Genomic DNA, 17,382 nt, shown 5'->3' on the forward strand with positions numbered 1-17,382 from the left:
CGCTTCAACGCGCCCGCACCGTGCGCGTGTAGGAAGCGATCATGGTGGCGAGTTCCTGCGCAGCGGGCGTAAGCGGAATGGCGGCGCGCTGCAACAAGCAGACGTTCTGCTCGACCGCGCGCTCGCGCACGCGAATCGAGGTGAGCGTGCTCGCAAACGGCCCACGCTTCACAACGATCGACGACTCCAGCGAGAGGCAATCCGTTGCGCCCACCAGATGCAGCGTCTCGTACAAGCCTTCCACCGTCGCGACGATTTTCGGCGGCGGCAAGCCGTGGCTCTCGAACAGATGGCTCAGTCGATTGATTTGCGGGTCGGCCGTGAGATTCGGCGAGCGCGTGGCGACCCACGTGCAATCGACCAGTTCGGCTAGCGACGTCGCGCCCGCTTTCGGATTCCCCTGGCGGCAGACGATCACCGGATCGGACGGATAAAGCGGCATGACCGAGAGATCGGCGGTATCCGTATGCTTCGATACCAGCGCAACCGCGAAATCCAGCGTGCCTTCGCGAATCCACGAAATCATCATGCGCGAGGTGCCGGTCCGCAGATGCACGGCGACCCGCTCGAAGCGCGTGCGAAATTCCATCAGCACCGGCGCGAACGCATCGACGAGCGGCTCGGTCGTCATGCCGAACGTGACCTCGCCGACATAGTCGCCTTGTAGTTGCTGCACTTCCTGCTCCGCGCGTTCGCATTCGCCAATGATCGCGCCGGCCCGCTGCAACAGCCGCTGGCCGAGCGCGGTCAGCGCAATGCCCCGATTCGTGCGGGTGAAGAGCGTGGCGCCGAGCATGGATTCGAGGTTCTGCAATTGCTGCGTGATGCCACTCTGCGCAATGCCGAGCGCCCGCGAGGCCGCGCGGATGCTGCCGTGCTCGGCGACGGCGGTGAATGCCCGGAGTTGGGAGATCGTCAACGCCATGGAGGCTGCCATCCGGTGATCGGGAAAAGTGATCATGATAGTCCGATCGGGACTTCTTTGAGGCGCGGGCGCCACATAGGATGGCACCGTAGTCAATCCGCCCACCTCACACTCCGTCCTCCCATGAAAATTTCGCTGATGATCTTGAGCGCCGCGCTGGCTTTCAGCAGCGGCGCGTTTGCCGCTGATTCCACCACGCTGCGCCTCGGCATCGATCCGACCTATCCGCCGATGGACTCCAAAGCGCCCGACGGCAGTTTCAAAGGCTTCGACGTCGATCTCGGCAATGAAATCTGCAAGCGCATTCACGCGCGCTGCCAGTGGGTGGAACTCGAATTTTCGGGGATGATTCCTGCGTTGCAGGCGCGCAAGATCGACGCGATCCTGTCTTCAATGGCGATCACGGAAAAGCGCGAGCAGCAGATTCTGTTTTCGTCGAAGCTGTTCCAGTTCAAATCGCGGCTGATCGCGCGGCAAGGCTCCGCGCTCGCGGGCGGCTTGAACGCGCTGGCCGGCAAGTCGATCGGCGTGCAGTCTGGCACGCAGTTCGAAGGGTATGCGTTGAAGAACTGGGCGCCGCTCGGCGTGCACGTGGTGGCGTACAAGAGCCAGGAAGAAGTCTTCGCCGACCTGGAGAACGGGCGACTCGACGGCGCGTTGCTCGGTTCGGTGGAGGCGGACTATGGATTCTTGCGCACGCCGGCGGGCAAGGGCTTTGCGTTCGTGGGCGAACCGCTCTCGATGGGCGATCGCGGCGTAGGCATCGGCTTGCGTAAGGACGAGACTGCGGTGCAGGCCTCGATCAACGAGGCGATCGCCTCGATGCGCAAGGACGGCACGTATGCGCAGATCGCGAAGAAGTACTTCGACTTCGATCCGTACGGAAACTGATTCTCCGACTCCCGACTTTCTTCTAAAGACTCACGCTCATGAACAGGCAATCGATTCCGCTTCTCTCGCCGGCTATCGGCACGCACCGTGAACTGGTGTCGTTTCACTTCGGACCCGCGAATAGCGGTCAGAAGATCTATATCCAGTCGTCGCTGCATGCCGATGAAACGCCCGCCATGCTGACGACGGTATTGCTCAAGCGCCGTTTGCTCGAACTGGAGAAGCAGGGTGCGCTGAACGCGGAAATCGTCCTGGTGCCGGTAGCGAATCCGGTCGGGCTCGGACAATATGTGCTCGGCCAGTTTCTTGGCCGCTTCGATCTGGGCAGCGGGAAGAACTTCAATCGCCACTTCCTGCAGTTTCCGAAGTTGGTGGCCCAAGCCAAAGAAGCGTTGGGTTCCGATGCCGCCGAGAATGTGCGGATTGTTCGCCAGTTGATTGGCGAAGAACTGGCCGCGCAGAAACCGTTGACGGAATTCGAATCGCTGCAACTGGCAATGCTGAAACTCTCGTTCGATGCGGATGTGATTATCGATCTGCACTGTTCGCTCGAAGCCGCGATGCATCTCTATACGAGCGAGGCCGCGTGGGCCGAGTTCGAGCCTTTGTCGCGCTATCTCGGGGCGCAGGCGTCGTTGCTCGCCACCAACTCGGGCGGCGAAGCATTCGACGAAACGCATAGCCTGTTGTGGTGGCAATTGCAGCAGGCGTTGCCGGCCGACAAGCCGGTGCCTAACGGTGCGATTGCCGTGACCGTGGAATGCCGCGGACAGCGCGACGTCTCCTACGAGGTCGCCCAGGAAGATGCCGACGCGCTGGTGGATTACCTCGTGTGGCGCAGAGCGATCCAGCTCGAAGCGAAGCCTTTACCGGAATTGCTGGCGCCGGCCACCCCGCTGGCCGGCAGCGAACAGTTCTATGCGCCTGTGAGCGGAATCCTCATTCATCGCGCGAAGATTGGCGACACGATTCGCGTCGGGCAACCGCTATTCGATATCGTCGATCCGCTGACGGACGAGACGACAACGATCGTCAGCAAAACGGAAGGTGTGTTTTACATGCGGCGCGCGATTCGCTTTGTGACGGCCGGCGCACCGCTCGGGCGCGTAACGGGCACGCGCCCTTTCAGGACCGGGGTATTGCTGGGCGCCTGACAGTTTTCTTTCTCTGGGCGCGGACTGTCTATCAGGCCGCGTCTTACTGCTTCCTGCCCACCAGATACGTCACGCCGTTCGGGCCATAGCGCTCCGAATGAGGTTTGTTCGCAGGCACGCGGAAAACGTCGCCGACGTGATACGCGCGCTCTTCGTCGCCCACGCGTATATTCATTTCGCCTTCCAGGATCAGTGCCTTGGCTTCGAAGGGATGCTCGTGAACTTCCATCTCTACGTTCGCCTCGCGCGTGACAACCACGGCGTCGGGGAAGCCTTCTTTCGTCAGGCTTTCGGTGAATGCGTTACGGTCCATAGCGTGTGCCTCGGCAAAGCGATAGTGGAGCTTCACTTTAACGCCGCGCGCGATTTTCTGCAGAGCGTGCTCGCGCAACTGGGCCTCGATCGAGCCTTCCAAACCAGGCACCTACCCGATTGAAGCCCAGCGCGCATGACCCGCTCTTAATTCGCCACCAACACCGGCGCGACCGCCGCCGGATCGCTAATGCTCGGCCGCCCATTCTCGACGTGACCCGCAACACGGCGCGAGAAGCTGGCGTCGTCGTTGCTCGTCACCGTCAAGTCGTACCAGTGATGGCTCGACGCCAGTACCCACGCTTCTTCGATATGCGCGCCTGCCGGCACCAGCACCGGACGAGCGCGCGCACCGTAGGCGTTGTCCGTCACCGTCAAACGCGCAATGCCGCCGCCCTTGTTGCTGAACTTGAGGAACACGTTACCGTTCGCGACGTCGTATTGCACCTTCACTTCCGGCTCCGCGCGCTTGTTGCTGCCGTGGCCGCCTGCGAACTGCGCGTTCTGCGCCGTCGCCTGCTGCGTGTTGCCCGCAAACTTGCGCACGAAACCATTCGGCCCGAACACTTCGAACGTGTACACGCCGTTGGTCACCGTCAGATCGAACGTTTCGTTGAGCGACTTGCCTGCTTCGACGGTGTAACGCCACGGGCCATCCGTGCGATTGGTCGAGTACAGATAGAAATGCGCGCCCTGATCGCCGGTGTTACCGATCGAGATTTCGAACGTGTTCTTCTTCGCGTCTGCGTGCCCGTTCACATGCAACTCGTACGGCAACGCGCGCGCGAAACGAATCCCGCTTTCCTGCGGGTCGATCGCGCCCGGCGTCGCGGGGACGGTCGGCTTAGGTTGCGTGGCGCACTGGTTGTCGGCGATGCTCTTGTAGTTGCTCGTGTCCGGCAGCGGCGGCACCTTCGAGTCCGGCGTGCGGAAGTCGAACGCCGTGGTCAGGTCGCCGCACACCGCGCGGCGCCATGCCGTGATGTTCGGCTCATACACGCCAAAGCGTGCTTCGATGAAGCGAATCACCGACGTGTGATCGAACACCTGCGAGCACACAAAGCCGCCCTTGCTCCACGGCGACACGATGGTCATCGGCACGCGCGGGCCGAGGCCGTAGGGCAGGCCGTCGGCGGTGTAACTGCCGCCGCGCAACGGGTTCACCACGTTGTGAATTTCGCCTTCGGTGCTGACCGTCGACTTGCCTTGCGCGCCGGTCGTGGCCGGTTGCGGCGGCACGAGGTGATCGAAGAAGCCGTCGTTCTCGTCGTACATGATGAACAGCACGGTCTTGCTCCAGACTTCGGGATTCGACGTCAGCGCATCCAGAATCTGCGAGGTGTATTCCGCGCCGTATGCGGGCGTGTAGCTCGGGTGTTCCGAGTACGCAGCCGGCGGGCACAACCACGACACTTGCGGCAGCTTGTTGGCCAGCACGTCGGCCTTCAGGTCGGCGATGGTGCGCACGGTTTGCGCGCGCTCATACAACGGCGAACCCGGCTGCGCGTTGATGAAGTTCGTGAAGTTCTGCAGGATGTTGGTGCCGTAGTTGCCGTTCAGCGGATCGGCGCCAGTCAGGCCTTGCTGGTAGACCTGCCACGAAATGCCCGCGGCCTGCAGACGCTCCGGATACGTGGTCCACGAGAGCAACTGGTAATTCGGCGGCCCGTCGCCGTCGACGAAATCGTTGTTGTCGAGCAGCGGACCACCCAGCGTGCCGGTCGGATCGACCATGCCGGTCATCAGATACGAGCGGTTCGGGTGCGTCGGTCCCGGCAGCGAGCAGAAGTACGCGTCACAGATGGTGAACGCATCGGCCAGCGCGTAATGGAACGGAATGTCGCTGCGCAGGTGATAACCCATTGTCATGTCGGTCTTGGTGGCCGGCCATTGGTCGTAGCGGCCGCCGTCGATTGCGGCATGGGTCTTGTACCAGGAGTGATCCAGATCGCCGACGCATTGCGCGCTGGTGGTCGCCGTGTTCAGATGGAACGGCAGGACCGGCCGGGTCGGATCTTCCTTCGACGGTTGATACCACACCGGCTTGCCGTTGGGCAGCGGAATCGGGACGCGGTCGTTGTAGCCACGCACACCGCGCAGGTGGCCGAAGTAGTGGTCGAACGAGCGGTTCTCCTGCATGAACACGACGATGTGCTCGACATCGCGGATCGTGCCGGTGCGCGAAAACGCGGGAACGGCAAGTGCGTTGCGAATCGACTCGGGCAGTGCGGTCAGTGCGGCAGCAGCGCCCGCGGATGAAGCCACGGTCTGCAGGAAACGGCGACGGCTAGTTGATGTCATCGAATATCACCTTCTGCGTGGGAAAAGAATAGCGCGGCTCGCGCGCCGGTGGAATTGCGTCAGTTGCTGCTGCCGTTGTCGCCGGGCGCGTAATGCATGACGGGTGCGACTTGCTGGTTGTCCGCGGCGAGACTGGCTTGCATGCTCTGCGTGATTGGATCGGAGGCCGCGGCCGGGTCTGCCGCAAGCGTTGAAGATGCGTTGAGGATCGGCGTGGCGGGCGATATCGCCGCGCTGGGCGCGGCATCGGTGCCGGCAACGGCTTGCGATGAAGACGCCGCGGAAGGCGCGGAATCATCCGCACCGCAACCGCTCAACGCTAAAGTTGCAAGCGCAACCAAAGCGGAAGCCCGAGCGGCAACCCAGGCGGCACTCGTGAGGCCTTTGTCTCTTCTCATGTTTTGCATCCAGTTTCGTGAAAGCGGATGCAGTCTCCAACCCTTTCAAGAAATAATTGTGAAACGTTTGCGAGTGGTAAAACTTGCGTCTGCGAGTCGGTTTTCCGAAAGGAAGCGGAAAGTGATAAGTAGGAGAATGGTCACCGCAGCGCCATGTGTCTGTCGTCCGGGCACACCGAATGATTGACGGCTTTGTTCAACCGGTAAGTTCATGACACACATCGAACGACCTTTCGACATCACGCGTCTCGAAGACGAATGGCTGGAAGCGGATGGCTTCGGCGGGTTCGCGTCGGGTACGGTCGGCATGCTGCGCACGCGCCGCTATCACGCGCTGCTGCTCTCGGCGACGCGTGCGCCAGGCGGGCGTGTCGTGCTTGTCAACGGCGTGGAGGCGTGGCTGGAGGCGAATGGCAAGCGTTATCCGTTGAGCATGCAGCGATACGTGCCCGATCTGATCCATCCCGATCTGACAGCGAGTCTTGTTACGTTCGACACCGCACCGTGGCCGACGTGGCGTATGCAACTCGACACGCATCTCGTGTTGACCGCCGATGTGTTCGTTAGCAAGGCGACCGGCGAAACGGTTTTGCGCTGGCGTCTGGAGGGTGTCGGAAACAAAGCTGAAGCAATCCCTCTCACATTGAACGTCAGGCCGCTACTATCGGGCCGCGACTACCACGCACTGCATCATGAAAACGCCGCGTTCAATTTCAATGCGCAGACGAGCGACGATCGGACCAGCGTGAACTGGCAACCCTACGGCGATCTGCCGGTGATCCAGTGTGCGACGAACGGCGTCTACACCCACGCGCCGGATTGGTATCGCAACTTCTGCTACGTTCGCGAGCGAGAACGTGGGCTCGATTTCAGCGAGGATCTCGCGACGCCCGGCGTGCTCACCTTCAATCTCGCCGATGGTGAAGCCGTGATGATTCTCAGCGCTTCTCACACTGCGAGCGCAACGCAATCTCCAAACGCAATGGCGGCAGCCGCGCATGCGACAGAACTCGCGCGCATCGAACAACAGCGCCGCGACGCCCTTGGCTCTCGCCTGCAACGTTCTGCCGATACCTACGTGGTCGAGCGCAACGAAGGCCGCACGATCCTCGCGGGTTTTCCATGGTTCACCGATTGGGGACGCGACACCTTTATCGCAATGCGCGGCTTGCTGATCGCATCGGGCCGGCTCGACGACGCTGAAGCGATCCTGCTCGAATGGTCAGGCACGCTATCCGAAGGCATGCTGCCAAATCGCTTCCCCGACTATGGCGACACGCCGGAATACAACTCGGTGGATGCGTCGCTGTGGTTCATCGTCGCCGTGCACGACTATCTCGCGACCCATCACGCTAGCCTTGCGACGCAGCAGCGTCTGCAACAGGCGAGCGAATCCATCCTCGCGGGCTACACGAAAGGCACGCGCTTCAACATCCAGGCATCCGCCGACGACGGCCTGCTCAGCGCCGGCGTACCCGGCGTGCAACTCACGTGGATGGATGCGAAAGTCGGCGACTGGGTGGTGACGCCGCGCATCGGCAAGCCGGTCGAGGTGCAGGCGCTCTGGATCAACGCATTGCGCATTGCAGCAACGTGGAATTCGCAATGGCAGCCGGGTGCCGACCGAGCGTTGCAAGCGTTTCATGAACGCTTCATCGATCCTGCCACGCAAGGTCTGTTCGACAACGTGGATGTCGATCACGTCAAAGGCGCGATCGACCGCTCGATCCGCCCCAACCAGATCTTCGCCATAGGCGGCCTGCCGTTTCCCTTGCTGCAAGGCGCGGCGGCGCGCGCAGTGCTGGACCAGGTCGAAGCGCAGTTGCTCACGCCGCTGGGGCTGAGGACGCTCGCACCGTCCGACCCTGCTTATCGCGGACACTACGGCGGGCCTCCACTGGAGCGCGATGGCGCCTATCATCAAGGAACCGCGTGGCCGTGGCTGCTCGGTCCGTTTGTCGAAGCGTGGCTGCGAATCCACGGCGGCGAGGCGGACGCCCGCATGCAAGCGAAAACGCGCTTTCTCGACCCGCTCTACGCGCATCTCGATCATGCCGGCCTCGATCATCTCTCTGAAATCGCCGATGGCGACGCGCCGCACGCTCCGGCCGGCACGCCCTTTCAGGCCTGGTCGCTGGGCGAGTTGCTGCGCATGGAAACGCTGCTTGCCCGGTTGCCGACCGCCGGCGCCTAAACCGCGCTACGATGTGTGTCCCACCGCCAAGCCTGATGCAAGGACGTAGTCATGCCACCGCTGCGCGCTGCCAATCTGCTCGCCACCATTGAGGGTTCACGGCTCCATTCGGCCGACTGTGCGCATTGGCAGCGCTGGGGACCGTATCTCAGCGAGCGTCAATGGGGCACCGTGCGCGAGGATTACAGCGCGGACGGTACAGCGTGGGACTCGTTTCCGCACGACCATGCGCGCAGCCGCGCTTACCGTTGGGGCGAAGACGGCATTGCCGGATTCGGCGACGACAAGCTGAGCTGGTGCATTTCGCTCGCGCTCTGGAATCGCAAGGACGCGATCCTGAAGGAGCGCCTGTTCGGTCTCACGAATGCTCAAGGTAATCACGGCGAAGATGTGAAAGAGCTGTACTTTTACGTCGACGGCACGCCGACGCATTCGTACATGCGCATGCTCTACAAATACCCGCATGCCGCCTATCCCTACGAAGACCTCGTGCAGGAAAACGCGCGACGCGGCGGCGACATGCCGGAGTACGAAATTCTCGACACGGGCGTGTTCGACGATTTACGCTACTTCGACGTGCAGGTGGAATACGCGAAACACGCGCCGGACGATATCCTCATGCGCGTGACCATCGAGAATCGCGCGGACCAGGCGGCCTCACTGGATGTGCTGCCGCAAATCTGGGCGCGCAATTCGTGGTCGTGGAAGGAGAACAAGGACAAGCCCTCGCTCGTTGCCGGCAAGGACCACAATGGCGAGGCGCATGTGGTCGGGCATCAGCATGGCCAGGAGCCGATCGTCGTCACGGCATGGTCGAAAGACGCGCCGGTGACATGGCTCTTCTGCGAGAACGACACCAACGTCAAGCGTCTCTTCAATACGGATGGCGCGGGTCCGTTCAAAGACGGTTTCAACGATTATCTCGTGCACGGCGATGAACACGCGATTCGCCGAAACGCTGGCACCAAGGCCGGCGCGCATGCTGCGATCGAGCTCGGACCCCGTGGACGTGCGGTCGTGTACATGCGCTGGCGTCCGCAGTCGAGTCCCGACGACGTGCAACTCGACGCCGACGCGATATTCGCGCACCGCATTGCCGAGGCCGACGAGTTCTATGGCGCGTTGCAGCACGATATTACCGACCCCGACGCGCGCCTCGTGCAGCGTCAGGCGCTCGCCGGCATGCTGTGGTCGAAGCAGTACTACCAGTACGACGTGCAACGCTGGCTCGAGGGCGACCCGCTTCAGCCGGCGCCGCCTGCGAGCCGCAAGCATGGCCGCAATATGGACTGGCGGCACTTGTGCAACGCGGACATCGTGTCGATGCCCGACAAGTGGGAATACCCGTGGTACGCGTCGTGGGACCTAGCGTTTCATGCCGCCGCGTTCGCGCTGATCGACCCGGCGTTCGCGAAGCGGCAATTGCTGTTGCTGGTGAAGGACCGCTATCAGCATCCGAACGGCCAGATTCCTGCGTATGAGTGGGCGCTCGGCGACGCCAATCCGCCGGTGCATGCGTGGGCCGCGTGGCGCGTGTACGAAATCGACCGCGCGCTCACGGGCAAGGGCGATCGCGATTTTCTCGAACTCGTTTTCCACAAGCTGCTGCTGAACTTCTCCTGGTGGGTAAACCGTAAGGACGCCGACGGCCACAACATTTTTCAGGGCGGCTTTCTTGGGCTGGACAACGTCGGTATTTTCGACCGCTCGTCGCCGCTGCCGACCGGCGGCCACATCGACCAGGCCGACGGTACCGCATGGATGGCCGCGTACGCGCTCGACCTGATGCGTATCGCGCTGGAACTCGCGTACGCCAATCATGTTTTCGTCGACATCGGCGTGAAGTTCTTCGAGCACTTTCTGTATATCGCGCAAGCCGTGAGTTGCGACGACGGCTGCGATACCGGCTTGTGGGACAGCGAGGACGAGTTCTTCTACGACAAGCTGCGTTTGCCGGACGGCAGCAGCGTTCCCATGCGCCTGCGCTCGATCGTGGGGCTGATTCCGCTGTTTGCCGTGCATGTGCTCGAAGAGCGTCTGCATGGTGGCTTGCCGTGTTTGCGTGAGCGGCTTGTCTGGTTCCTCGAACATCGTCCGGATCTGGCGAAGCTGGTTTCGCGCTGGAACGAGCCGGGCAAGGGTAACTCGCTGTTGCTCTCGCTATTGCGCGGGCATCGGATGAAAGCATTGCTGCGCCGTGCGCTCGACGAAAGCGAGTTTCTTTCCGATCACGGCGTGCGAGCGCTCTCGCGCGTTCATCGCGATCAGCCGTTCGTGTTCAATCACAACGGCGACAGTTTCACCGTGAAGTATTTGCCGGCCGAATCCGATACGCGCGTGTTCGGCGGTAATTCGAACTGGCGCGGTCCGGTGTGGATGCCGGTGAACTATCTGCTGATCGAATCGCTGTATGAATTTCATCGCTACTATGGCGACAATTTTAAAGTCGAGTATCCGACCGGCTCGGGCCAGGCGTTCACGCTGAGCGAAATTGCAGACGAGCTGGCGCGCCGGTGTACCACGCTGTTTCTCAAGAACAAGGACGGCGAGCGTCCGGTCATGGGCGCGTATCCGTTATTGCAGACCGACCCGCGCTCGCGCGACCTGATCCTGTTCCATGAGTATTTTCATGGCGATACCGGGCGCGGCGTGGGCGCTTCGCATCAAACCGGCTGGACCGGTCTGGTCGCCTTGTTATTGCAGCCGCGCGTGATGGGCGCATCGGGCAACGTGCCGTTGCCGGGCGAAACGGATCGGGAGCCTGTGGCGGCTTCACCGTCGGCGCAAGCCACAGCGGCGGCACGGTCGCCCGAGCCCGCGCCGGCATCCGCACCCGAGCCCGCGCACGCATCGGCGAAGTAGTGCGCGGCGGCGCCGAGTCTATGAGGTGAGTGAGGTTACATAAGCCCTACAACATCGCACGGCGAACAGGGGTGCGCGGCGGTTTTTGAACTGTGTGGGTTCAAGCGTGGTCTTTCATGTATCACCACGCTCGTTCCATTGGTTTCCAAAAGTGAATCCCATGTCGACTACACCGAATAACCGAACATCCGCTCGCCCAGCCGCCAGTCAACAGCCGAGTTGCAAAGTCAGCGCGAGCCCGCAGCAAGCGCCGGCTTCGCCGGCTGGCAAGCGGCCCGCGCCACCTTGTACGCTGGTGATCTTCGGCGCGGGCGGCGACCTGACCAAACGGCTCCTCATGCCGGCGCTCTACAACCTGGCGGTGGACAGCCTGCTCGACGGCGGGATGAAAATCATCGGTGTGAATCATGGCGAGCGCGAGACGAGCGAGTGGCGCGAAGACCTGCACAAGTCGCTCGAGCAGTTTGCCGCCGACAAAGCCAGCACCTTCCACGCCGGCAAGCTCGACGACCAGGCGTGGGACTGGGTTGCGCAACGGCTCGAATACATGGCCGGCGAATTCGAAACCGACGATGTCTTCGCGAAGCTCAAGCAAAAGATCGAGCAAGCGCCGGGCGCTAACGTGATCTTCTACCTCGCGGTCAGCTCGCGGTTTTTTAAACCGATCGTCGAGCGTCTCGGCAATGCTGGCCTGCTGAACGAGGGCGACAGCGGCGGCTTCCGCCGGCTTGTGATCGAAAAACCGTTCGGCACCGATCTCGCTTCGGCACGCGATCTGAACGCGCATATCCTGTCGTACGCAAAGGAATCGCAGATCTATCGCATCGATCACTTTCTCGGCAAGGACACCGTGCAGAGCATTCTCGCGGTGCGCTTCGCCAATGCGCTGTTCGAACCGATGTGGCGGCGCGAATATATCGACTGTGTGCAGATCACCGCCGCGGAGACGATCGGCGTGGAAGGGCGCGGCAAATTCTACGAACAGACCGGTGCGTTCCGCGACATGGTGCCGAATCATCTGTTCCAGTTGCTCGGCATGGTCGCCATGGAGCCGCCCAATTCGTTCGACGCCGAAGCCGTGCGCGACAAGAAGGCCGAGATCTTCGACGCCATCCAGCCGCTGACTCCGGACGACGTCGTGTTCGGTCAATATGCAAAGGGCCCGGCGGGTGTCGGCTACCGCGAGGAGCCGGACGTCGCGCCGGACAGCACGACGGAAACCTACGCAGCGGCACGCGTGTTCGTCGAGAACTGGCGTTGGGCCGGCGTGCCGTTCTATCTGCGCACCGGCAAGCGCTTGGCCGCGCGTCGCACGGAAATCTCGGTGCAACTGAAGCCGGTGCCGTTCCGCCTGTTTCGTGACACTCCAGTGGACGCACTTACGCCTAACGTGCTGACCTTGCGCATCGATCCCGCGCATGGCACGAGCTTCGACTTCAACGTGAAGACGCCGGGGCCGGTCATGCAAGTCGGGCCAGTGCAGTCGTCGTTCGACTATGGCGACTTTTTCGCGGAGCGGGCGAACGTCGGCTACGAGACCTTGCTCTACGACTGCATGCTCGGCGACGAGACGCTATTTCAGCGTGCCGACAGTATCGAAACGAGTTGGTGCGCGGTGGACGACGTGCTGCATCCGAAATCGGGCGGTGCGATGCCGGTGCATGGTTATGCGGCCGGCAGCGAAGGTCCCGCGGAAGCAGACGCGCTATTGGCGCGCGACGGTCACAAATGGCGGCTGTTGAAACAGGACGCCGTTCAGAAGAAGTAATTCAACGAGCCGCACTAACGCAATCGGGGGACACCGTGGCGACACGTAAGACGAAAGTGACAAGCAGTACCGAGCGAATTCTGGCGATCGACGTTGGTGGCACGGGTTTGAAAGCCGCGATCATCGACGCGGACGGCAAGATGAAAACGGAGCGCGTGCGAGTGGCGACACCGCATCCGTGTACGCCGGATCAACTCGTGGACGCGCTGGCGACGCTGGTCGCTCCGCTCGTCGAACAGGAGCCGCCTACGCTGATGTCGATCGGCTTTCCGGGCGTGGTGCGCAACAACCGTATTCTGACCGCGCCGCACTTTGGCGTCGAAGGCTGGCACGATATTCCACTGGCTGATTCACTGGCACAGCGCCTGGGCGGATTGCCGGTTCGTATGATCAACGACGCCGAGATGCAGGGTTTCGCTGCGATCCAGGGCCAAGGCCTCGAATTCGTGCTGACGCTCGGCACGGGCGCGGGGACGGCGATGTTTCGCGACGGTGAGCTGATGCCCCATCTGGAGCTTGCGCATCACCCGGTCAGCAAGAAGGGCGTGGCTTACGACGAATACATCGGCGAGGCGGCGCGTGAGAAAGTCGGAAACAAACGCTGGAACCGGCGCGTTCAGAAGGTGATCGGGATCCTGAGCGCGCTGGTGAACTACGACAAACTGTGGATTGGGGGCGGCAACGCCGCGCGGCTCAAGTTCGATCTGCCGGCAAACGTGGCGACCGTTTCGAACGATGCGGGCATTGAAGGCGGCGCGCGTCTATGGCATGCAAAGTCCATGCGTGAATCGCGGCAATTGCCGGAAGCCAATCAACGGACGGGCCGCTTCAAGTGATCTTCGCGCGGCGCCTGCAGCCCTCGCGGCAGGCGGTTGCGCTTAACGCGCCGCGTCACCCCAACGGTATTCCACGCTCGCTTCGTCGAGTTGCGTCTTGATCTGCGGATCGAGCACGAACTCGGACGCCGCGAGCGTATCGCTCAATTGCTCGGCGCGGCTCGCACCGATAATCGCGGATGTGACGAGCGGGTTCGCCAGCACCCAGGCGAGCGAAATCCGCGTCAGCGATTCACCGGTTGGCGCCACGATGGCTTTCAATTGCTCGATCGTCTCGAACTCGCGTTTGTGCCAATACCGCTGCTGATACATCGCGCCGGCCTTGCCGACGGTTTCGGTGAAACGGCCGGACGTCGGCGTCGCATCCAGTTGATGCTTGCCCGTGAGCAGCCCACCCGCGAGCGGGTTGTATGGCATTACGGCCAGTTGCTCTTCGTCTGCGAGAGGCAGCAACTCGCGCTCGATCTGCCGGAACAGCAGGTTATAGCGAGGCTGCACGGAGACGAAGCGCGCCACCCGCAAAACATCGGCGCGGCCCAAGGCGCGGGCGAGCCGATACGCGAGAAAATTCGACACGCCGATATAACGCGCCTTGCCTGATCGCACGATCACGTCCAGCGCCTCGAGGGTTTCGTCGAGCGGCGTATTCGCGTCGTCGGAGTGAAGCTGGTAGAGGTCGACGTAATCGGTGCCGAGGCGCTGCAAGGAGGCGTCGATGGCGTCCAGCAGATGTTTGCGCGATGCCCCTTGGTCCCACGCCGCCGGTCCCATCTTGCCGACCGCTTTCGTCGCCAGAATGAAGCGGTCGCGTTTGCCCTTCAGCCAGCGCCCGACGATCTCCTCCGTGCGACCGGCAATATTCTCGCCGCCGCCGAGCGGATACACATTGGCCGTATCGATGAAGTTCACGCCGGCATCCGCCGCCGTGTCGAGAATGCGATGCGAGTCATCTTCTTCGGTCTGCAGGCCGAAGGTCATCGTGCCGAGACACAGGCGCGAAACGGTCAGGCCGGTACGGCCGAATTTGCGGTATTGCATGGTCAACTCCGGGGGATGAACGGAACAGTTCAAGATGCAGTGTTGCAAAAAGGATAAACCGTGTCGGGAATTGATGCCGGCTGCGATCGCTGTAAACCGTTAGTAAGTTGAAAGCTTCGGTTCGGTGTGTTTTGAACTTACAAGCCAGAAAGCCTTTTATTTCAATACAAGTAACATTACTGAAATGTAATATTCAGGCATAACTCGAACGCATTACATTACATAAGCCTTTCAATCGTAAAAAATAGAAACAATTCCGTTACGAGGGGTAAGCGACGCTGCGATTGATGCGGTTTTATGCGTGTGGAATGATAGCGATTCTCATTTAACAGCAGCCAGCCATCCCGTCATCGGTGCCGTGCGCACGAGACCGGCAGCCAGCCAATTGCGAATTTGTCATTGATTCCATCTCAGGTATGCGAATCGGGCAAGCGCATCTCTGACGGGATTTCCATGTTCAACCACACGCCGCTTGCGACAGCGTTAGCGCTAGCTTTTGCCGTTCCTTTTGCGACTCCGGCGGTCGCGCAGACTGCTCCGCAAACCGCGTCGCCGGCCGCGCCGCCGGCCGCGACCACCACCGCCGACAGCCATACCTTGCCGACCATCGGCGTCTCGGCACAGGCTGAACAACAGGACTTCCAGGCAGAGCGGTCGACGGTCGGTGCAAAGACCCCCACGGCGCTGCGCGATATTCCGCAGACCGTCACGGTCATCAACAAGGCCGTGCTGCAATCGCAAGGCGCGACCTCGTTCCAGGACGCGCTGCGCAACGCGCCGGGCGTGACGATCGGCGCGGCCGAAGGCGGTCAGATCGGCAACAACATCAACCTGCGCGGCTTTACCGCACAGAACGACATCTATCTGGACGGTTTCCGCGATCGCAACCAGTACTATCGCGACACGTTCGACCTCGAAGAAATCGAAGTGCTGTACGGTCCTTCGTCGATGCTGTTCGGCCGCGGTTCGACGGGCGGCGTGATCAACCAGGTCAGCAAGAAGGCGAACCTGAAGGACTCGGCGGAAGTCACGGGCATGATCGGCACCGACGCCAAATATCGCAGCACCGTCGATGTGAACCATAAGCTGACGGAGACCTCGGCGATTCGCCTGAACGCATTCGGCCAAAGCCTCGGTTCGACGCGCGACGAGATGAAGAACAAGGACTACGGCATCGCGCCGGAAGTGCGCTTCGGGATCGGCACGCCGACCGAAGTCACGATCTCCGCGCTGATCCAGCACAACTACGACATGCCTGACTACGGCGTGCAGGCGTTGAACGGCCACCCGTCGCCGGTGCCGAAGAACACCTTCTACGGCTTGACCACCGACCGCACGATTCAGGACGTGCAGACGGTCACCGCCGCGATCAAGCACAAGTTTTCGGACAACCTGATCCTGACCAACCAGACGCAGTTCTCGCACTCGATGACCGACGCGCGCGAAACCGCGCCGCAAGCGGTGCTGACGGGGCCGCTCGCCAGCAGCACCGCGTTGACCAACGGCAATTACACGACGTTGTCGCCGTCGCAACTGTTCATCAAGTTGCAAAGCCACGACCGTGTGATCGAGAACCACTCGCTGTACAACGACACGATGCTGCAATACAAATTCGTGACCGGCCCGATCAAGCACGACCTGATCGCCGGTGTCAGCCTCGGTCACGACAGCTATTCGAACCAGGCGTACACGCGTAACAATCTGCCGGTCGTTTCGATGGTGAATCCGGCGTATCTGTCTACGCCCGCAGGTGTGACGACGACGGTCGGCAACCATGCGGACTCCGGGTCGAACGAAATCGGCGCCTACCTGAACGACACCGTATCGATCGGCCAGCAATGGAAGGTGATTGGCGGCTTGCGTTGGGATCGCTTCCAGGCGCAGATCCACAACACGATCAGCCTGCCGGGCTACGCCACGCAAACCAATTTCTTCACCAGCGTGCGCGCCGGGGTCATCTATCAGCCGACCGACTGGCAGTCGTACTACGTCTCCTACGGCACGTCGTTCAATCCGTCGCTCGAAGCGCTGACGGTGACCAACCTTACGCAGAACCTCGCGCCCGAGTCGACCAGATCGTACGAAGTCGGCGCGAAATGGGATCTGCTCGGCGGCAATCTCTCGGTGACGTCGTCATTCTTCCGCCAGGAAAAAACCAACGCGCGCACCCAGGTGTCGCCGACGGAATACGAGCTGGACGGCGACGTTCGCGTAGACGGATTCCAGGCCGGGGTGACGGGCCACATTACGGACAAATGGCAAGTGTTCGGCGGCTACACCTACATGGACGCCATCATCCTGAAGGCGCGCGACGGCACGCAAGGTCACGTGCCGGCCAACACGCCGCGTAACACGCTGACGTTCTGGACTACCTACGCGTTCACGCCGCATTGGGAAATCGGCGGCGGTCCGACGTATATGTCGCCGCGTTACGCATCGAACACGAATTACGTGCAGGTGCCGGGCTACACGCGCTGGGATGCGACCGCGGCGTATCACGCGAAGAAATACGACGTCCGCCTGAACCTGCTGAACCTGACCAACAAGACGTACTACGACGCGTTGATTCCGTCGGACGGCGGCCGTTCCGTACCGGGTATCGGACGCACGTTGCTGGCGACGTTCGATTACCGCTTTTGATACACGTTGAACGGGTGCGTTAGGCTTGCCGTTTTCGAAGACGGCAAGTCGACGCAAAGGAAC

The 17,382-nt window shown here is 61.6% G+C and carries 12 protein-coding genes; 7 read left to right on the plus strand and 5 right to left on the minus strand.

Going from position 1 to position 17,382, the window contains the following annotated elements; all coding sequences use genetic code 11:
* Window positions 1-4: 4 nt before the first annotated feature.
* A complete protein-coding gene (locus BLW71_RS29765) occupies window positions 5-925 on the minus strand; it encodes a LysR substrate-binding domain-containing protein (protein WP_091805549.1) in 921 nt (306 codons plus the stop codon).
* A gap of 123 nt (window positions 926-1,048) precedes the next feature.
* Here BLW71_RS29765 and BLW71_RS29770 point away from each other — a divergent pair, with 123 nt between their 5' ends.
* A complete protein-coding gene (locus BLW71_RS29770) occupies window positions 1,049-1,816 on the plus strand; it encodes a transporter substrate-binding domain-containing protein (protein WP_091805551.1) in 768 nt (255 codons plus the stop codon).
* A 38-nt stretch (window positions 1,817-1,854) separates the two neighbouring features.
* Window positions 1,855-2,970, plus strand: a complete 1,116-nt coding sequence (locus BLW71_RS29775) for a succinylglutamate desuccinylase/aspartoacylase family protein (protein WP_091805554.1) — start codon at window positions 1,855-1,857, stop codon at window positions 2,968-2,970.
* 43 nt (window positions 2,971-3,013) lie between these two features.
* Here BLW71_RS29775 and BLW71_RS29780 read toward each other — a convergent pair whose 3' ends face one another.
* The 3 genes from BLW71_RS29780 to BLW71_RS29790 all read right to left on the minus strand — a co-directional run bounded on the left by BLW71_RS29780 (window position 3,014) and on the right by BLW71_RS29790 (window position 5,981).
* On the minus strand, window positions 3,014-3,283 hold the full coding sequence (locus BLW71_RS29780; protein WP_091809044.1) for a cupin domain-containing protein: 270 nt from the start codon (window positions 3,281-3,283) through the stop codon (window positions 3,014-3,016).
* Between the two features lie 146 nt (window positions 3,284-3,429).
* Entirely contained in the window at window positions 3,430-5,583 is a 2,154-nt protein-coding gene (locus BLW71_RS29785) for a phosphocholine-specific phospholipase C (RefSeq protein WP_091805557.1), read from the minus strand.
* Window positions 5,584-5,642: 59 nt separating this feature from the next.
* A complete protein-coding gene (locus BLW71_RS29790; protein ID WP_091809046.1) occupies window positions 5,643-5,981 on the minus strand; it encodes a hypothetical protein in 339 nt (112 codons plus the stop codon).
* A 211-nt stretch (window positions 5,982-6,192) separates the two neighbouring features.
* Here BLW71_RS29790 and BLW71_RS29795 point away from each other — a divergent pair, with 211 nt between their 5' ends.
* From BLW71_RS29795 to BLW71_RS29810, 4 genes are all read left to right on the plus strand, one after another.
* On the plus strand, window positions 6,193-8,175 hold the full coding sequence (locus tag BLW71_RS29795) for an amylo-alpha-1,6-glucosidase (protein WP_091805560.1): 1,983 nt from the start codon (window positions 6,193-6,195) through the stop codon (window positions 8,173-8,175).
* Window positions 8,176-8,226: 51 nt separating this feature from the next.
* Window positions 8,227-11,037: an MGH1-like glycoside hydrolase domain-containing protein gene (locus BLW71_RS29800; RefSeq protein ID WP_091805564.1), complete on the plus strand. Its 2,811-nt coding sequence runs from the start codon at window positions 8,227-8,229 to the stop codon at window positions 11,035-11,037.
* Window positions 11,038-11,197: 160 nt separating this feature from the next.
* Window positions 11,198-12,805: a glucose-6-phosphate dehydrogenase gene (zwf, locus tag BLW71_RS29805; RefSeq protein ID WP_091805567.1), complete on the plus strand. Its 1,608-nt coding sequence runs from the start codon at window positions 11,198-11,200 to the stop codon at window positions 12,803-12,805.
* A gap of 35 nt (window positions 12,806-12,840) precedes the next feature.
* Window positions 12,841-13,641 carry an ROK family protein gene (locus tag BLW71_RS29810; RefSeq protein WP_091805569.1) on the plus strand — a complete coding sequence of 267 codons (801 nt, stop codon included), beginning with the start codon at window positions 12,841-12,843 and terminating at the stop codon, window positions 13,639-13,641.
* 42 nt (window positions 13,642-13,683) lie between these two features.
* On the opposite strand, the gene BLW71_RS29815 is transcribed toward BLW71_RS29810, so the two are convergent.
* Window positions 13,684-14,679 carry an aldo/keto reductase gene (locus tag BLW71_RS29815; RefSeq protein WP_091805572.1) on the minus strand — a complete coding sequence of 332 codons (996 nt, stop codon included), beginning with the start codon at window positions 14,677-14,679 and terminating at the stop codon, window positions 13,684-13,686.
* Between the two features lie 453 nt (window positions 14,680-15,132).
* Here BLW71_RS29815 and BLW71_RS29820 point away from each other — a divergent pair, with 453 nt between their 5' ends.
* Window positions 15,133-17,319: a TonB-dependent receptor gene (locus BLW71_RS29820; protein ID WP_091805575.1), complete on the plus strand. Its 2,187-nt coding sequence runs from the start codon at window positions 15,133-15,135 to the stop codon at window positions 17,317-17,319.
* Window positions 17,320-17,382 lie beyond the last annotated feature (63 nt).

This window comes from Burkholderia sp. WP9, from assembly GCF_900104795.1.
Taxonomy (GTDB): domain Bacteria; phylum Pseudomonadota; class Gammaproteobacteria; order Burkholderiales; family Burkholderiaceae; genus Paraburkholderia.

What these genes read in the sequence shown, in the direction of transcription:
- BLW71_RS29820 (WP_091805575.1), top strand. Translation starts at nt 15,133, where the DNA reads ATGTTCAACCACACGCCGCTTGCGACAGCGTTAGCGCTAGCTTTTGCC.
- BLW71_RS29770 (WP_091805551.1), top strand. Translation starts at nt 1,049, where the DNA reads ATGAAAATTTCGCTGATGATCTTGAGCGCCGCGCTGGCTTTCAGCAGC.
- BLW71_RS29775 (WP_091805554.1), top strand. Translation starts at nt 1,855, where the DNA reads ATGAACAGGCAATCGATTCCGCTTCTCTCGCCGGCTATCGGCACGCAC.
- BLW71_RS29765 (WP_091805549.1), bottom strand. Translation starts at nt 925, where the DNA reads ATGGCGTTGACGATCTCCCAACTCCGGGCATTCACCGCCGTCGCCGAG.
- BLW71_RS29790 (WP_091809046.1), bottom strand. Translation starts at nt 5,981, where the DNA reads ATGAGAAGAGACAAAGGCCTCACGAGTGCCGCCTGGGTTGCCGCTCGG.
- BLW71_RS29785 (WP_091805557.1), bottom strand. Translation starts at nt 5,583, where the DNA reads ATGACATCAACTAGCCGTCGCCGTTTCCTGCAGACCGTGGCTTCATCC.
- zwf (WP_091805567.1), top strand. Translation starts at nt 11,198, where the DNA reads ATGTCGACTACACCGAATAACCGAACATCCGCTCGCCCAGCCGCCAGT.
- BLW71_RS29800 (WP_091805564.1), top strand. Translation starts at nt 8,227, where the DNA reads ATGCCACCGCTGCGCGCTGCCAATCTGCTCGCCACCATTGAGGGTTCA.
- BLW71_RS29815 (WP_091805572.1), bottom strand. Translation starts at nt 14,679, where the DNA reads ATGCAATACCGCAAATTCGGCCGTACCGGCCTGACCGTTTCGCGCCTG.
- BLW71_RS29795 (WP_091805560.1), top strand. Translation starts at nt 6,193, where the DNA reads ATGACACACATCGAACGACCTTTCGACATCACGCGTCTCGAAGACGAA.
- BLW71_RS29780 (WP_091809044.1), bottom strand. Translation starts at nt 3,283, where the DNA reads ATGGACCGTAACGCATTCACCGAAAGCCTGACGAAAGAAGGCTTCCCC.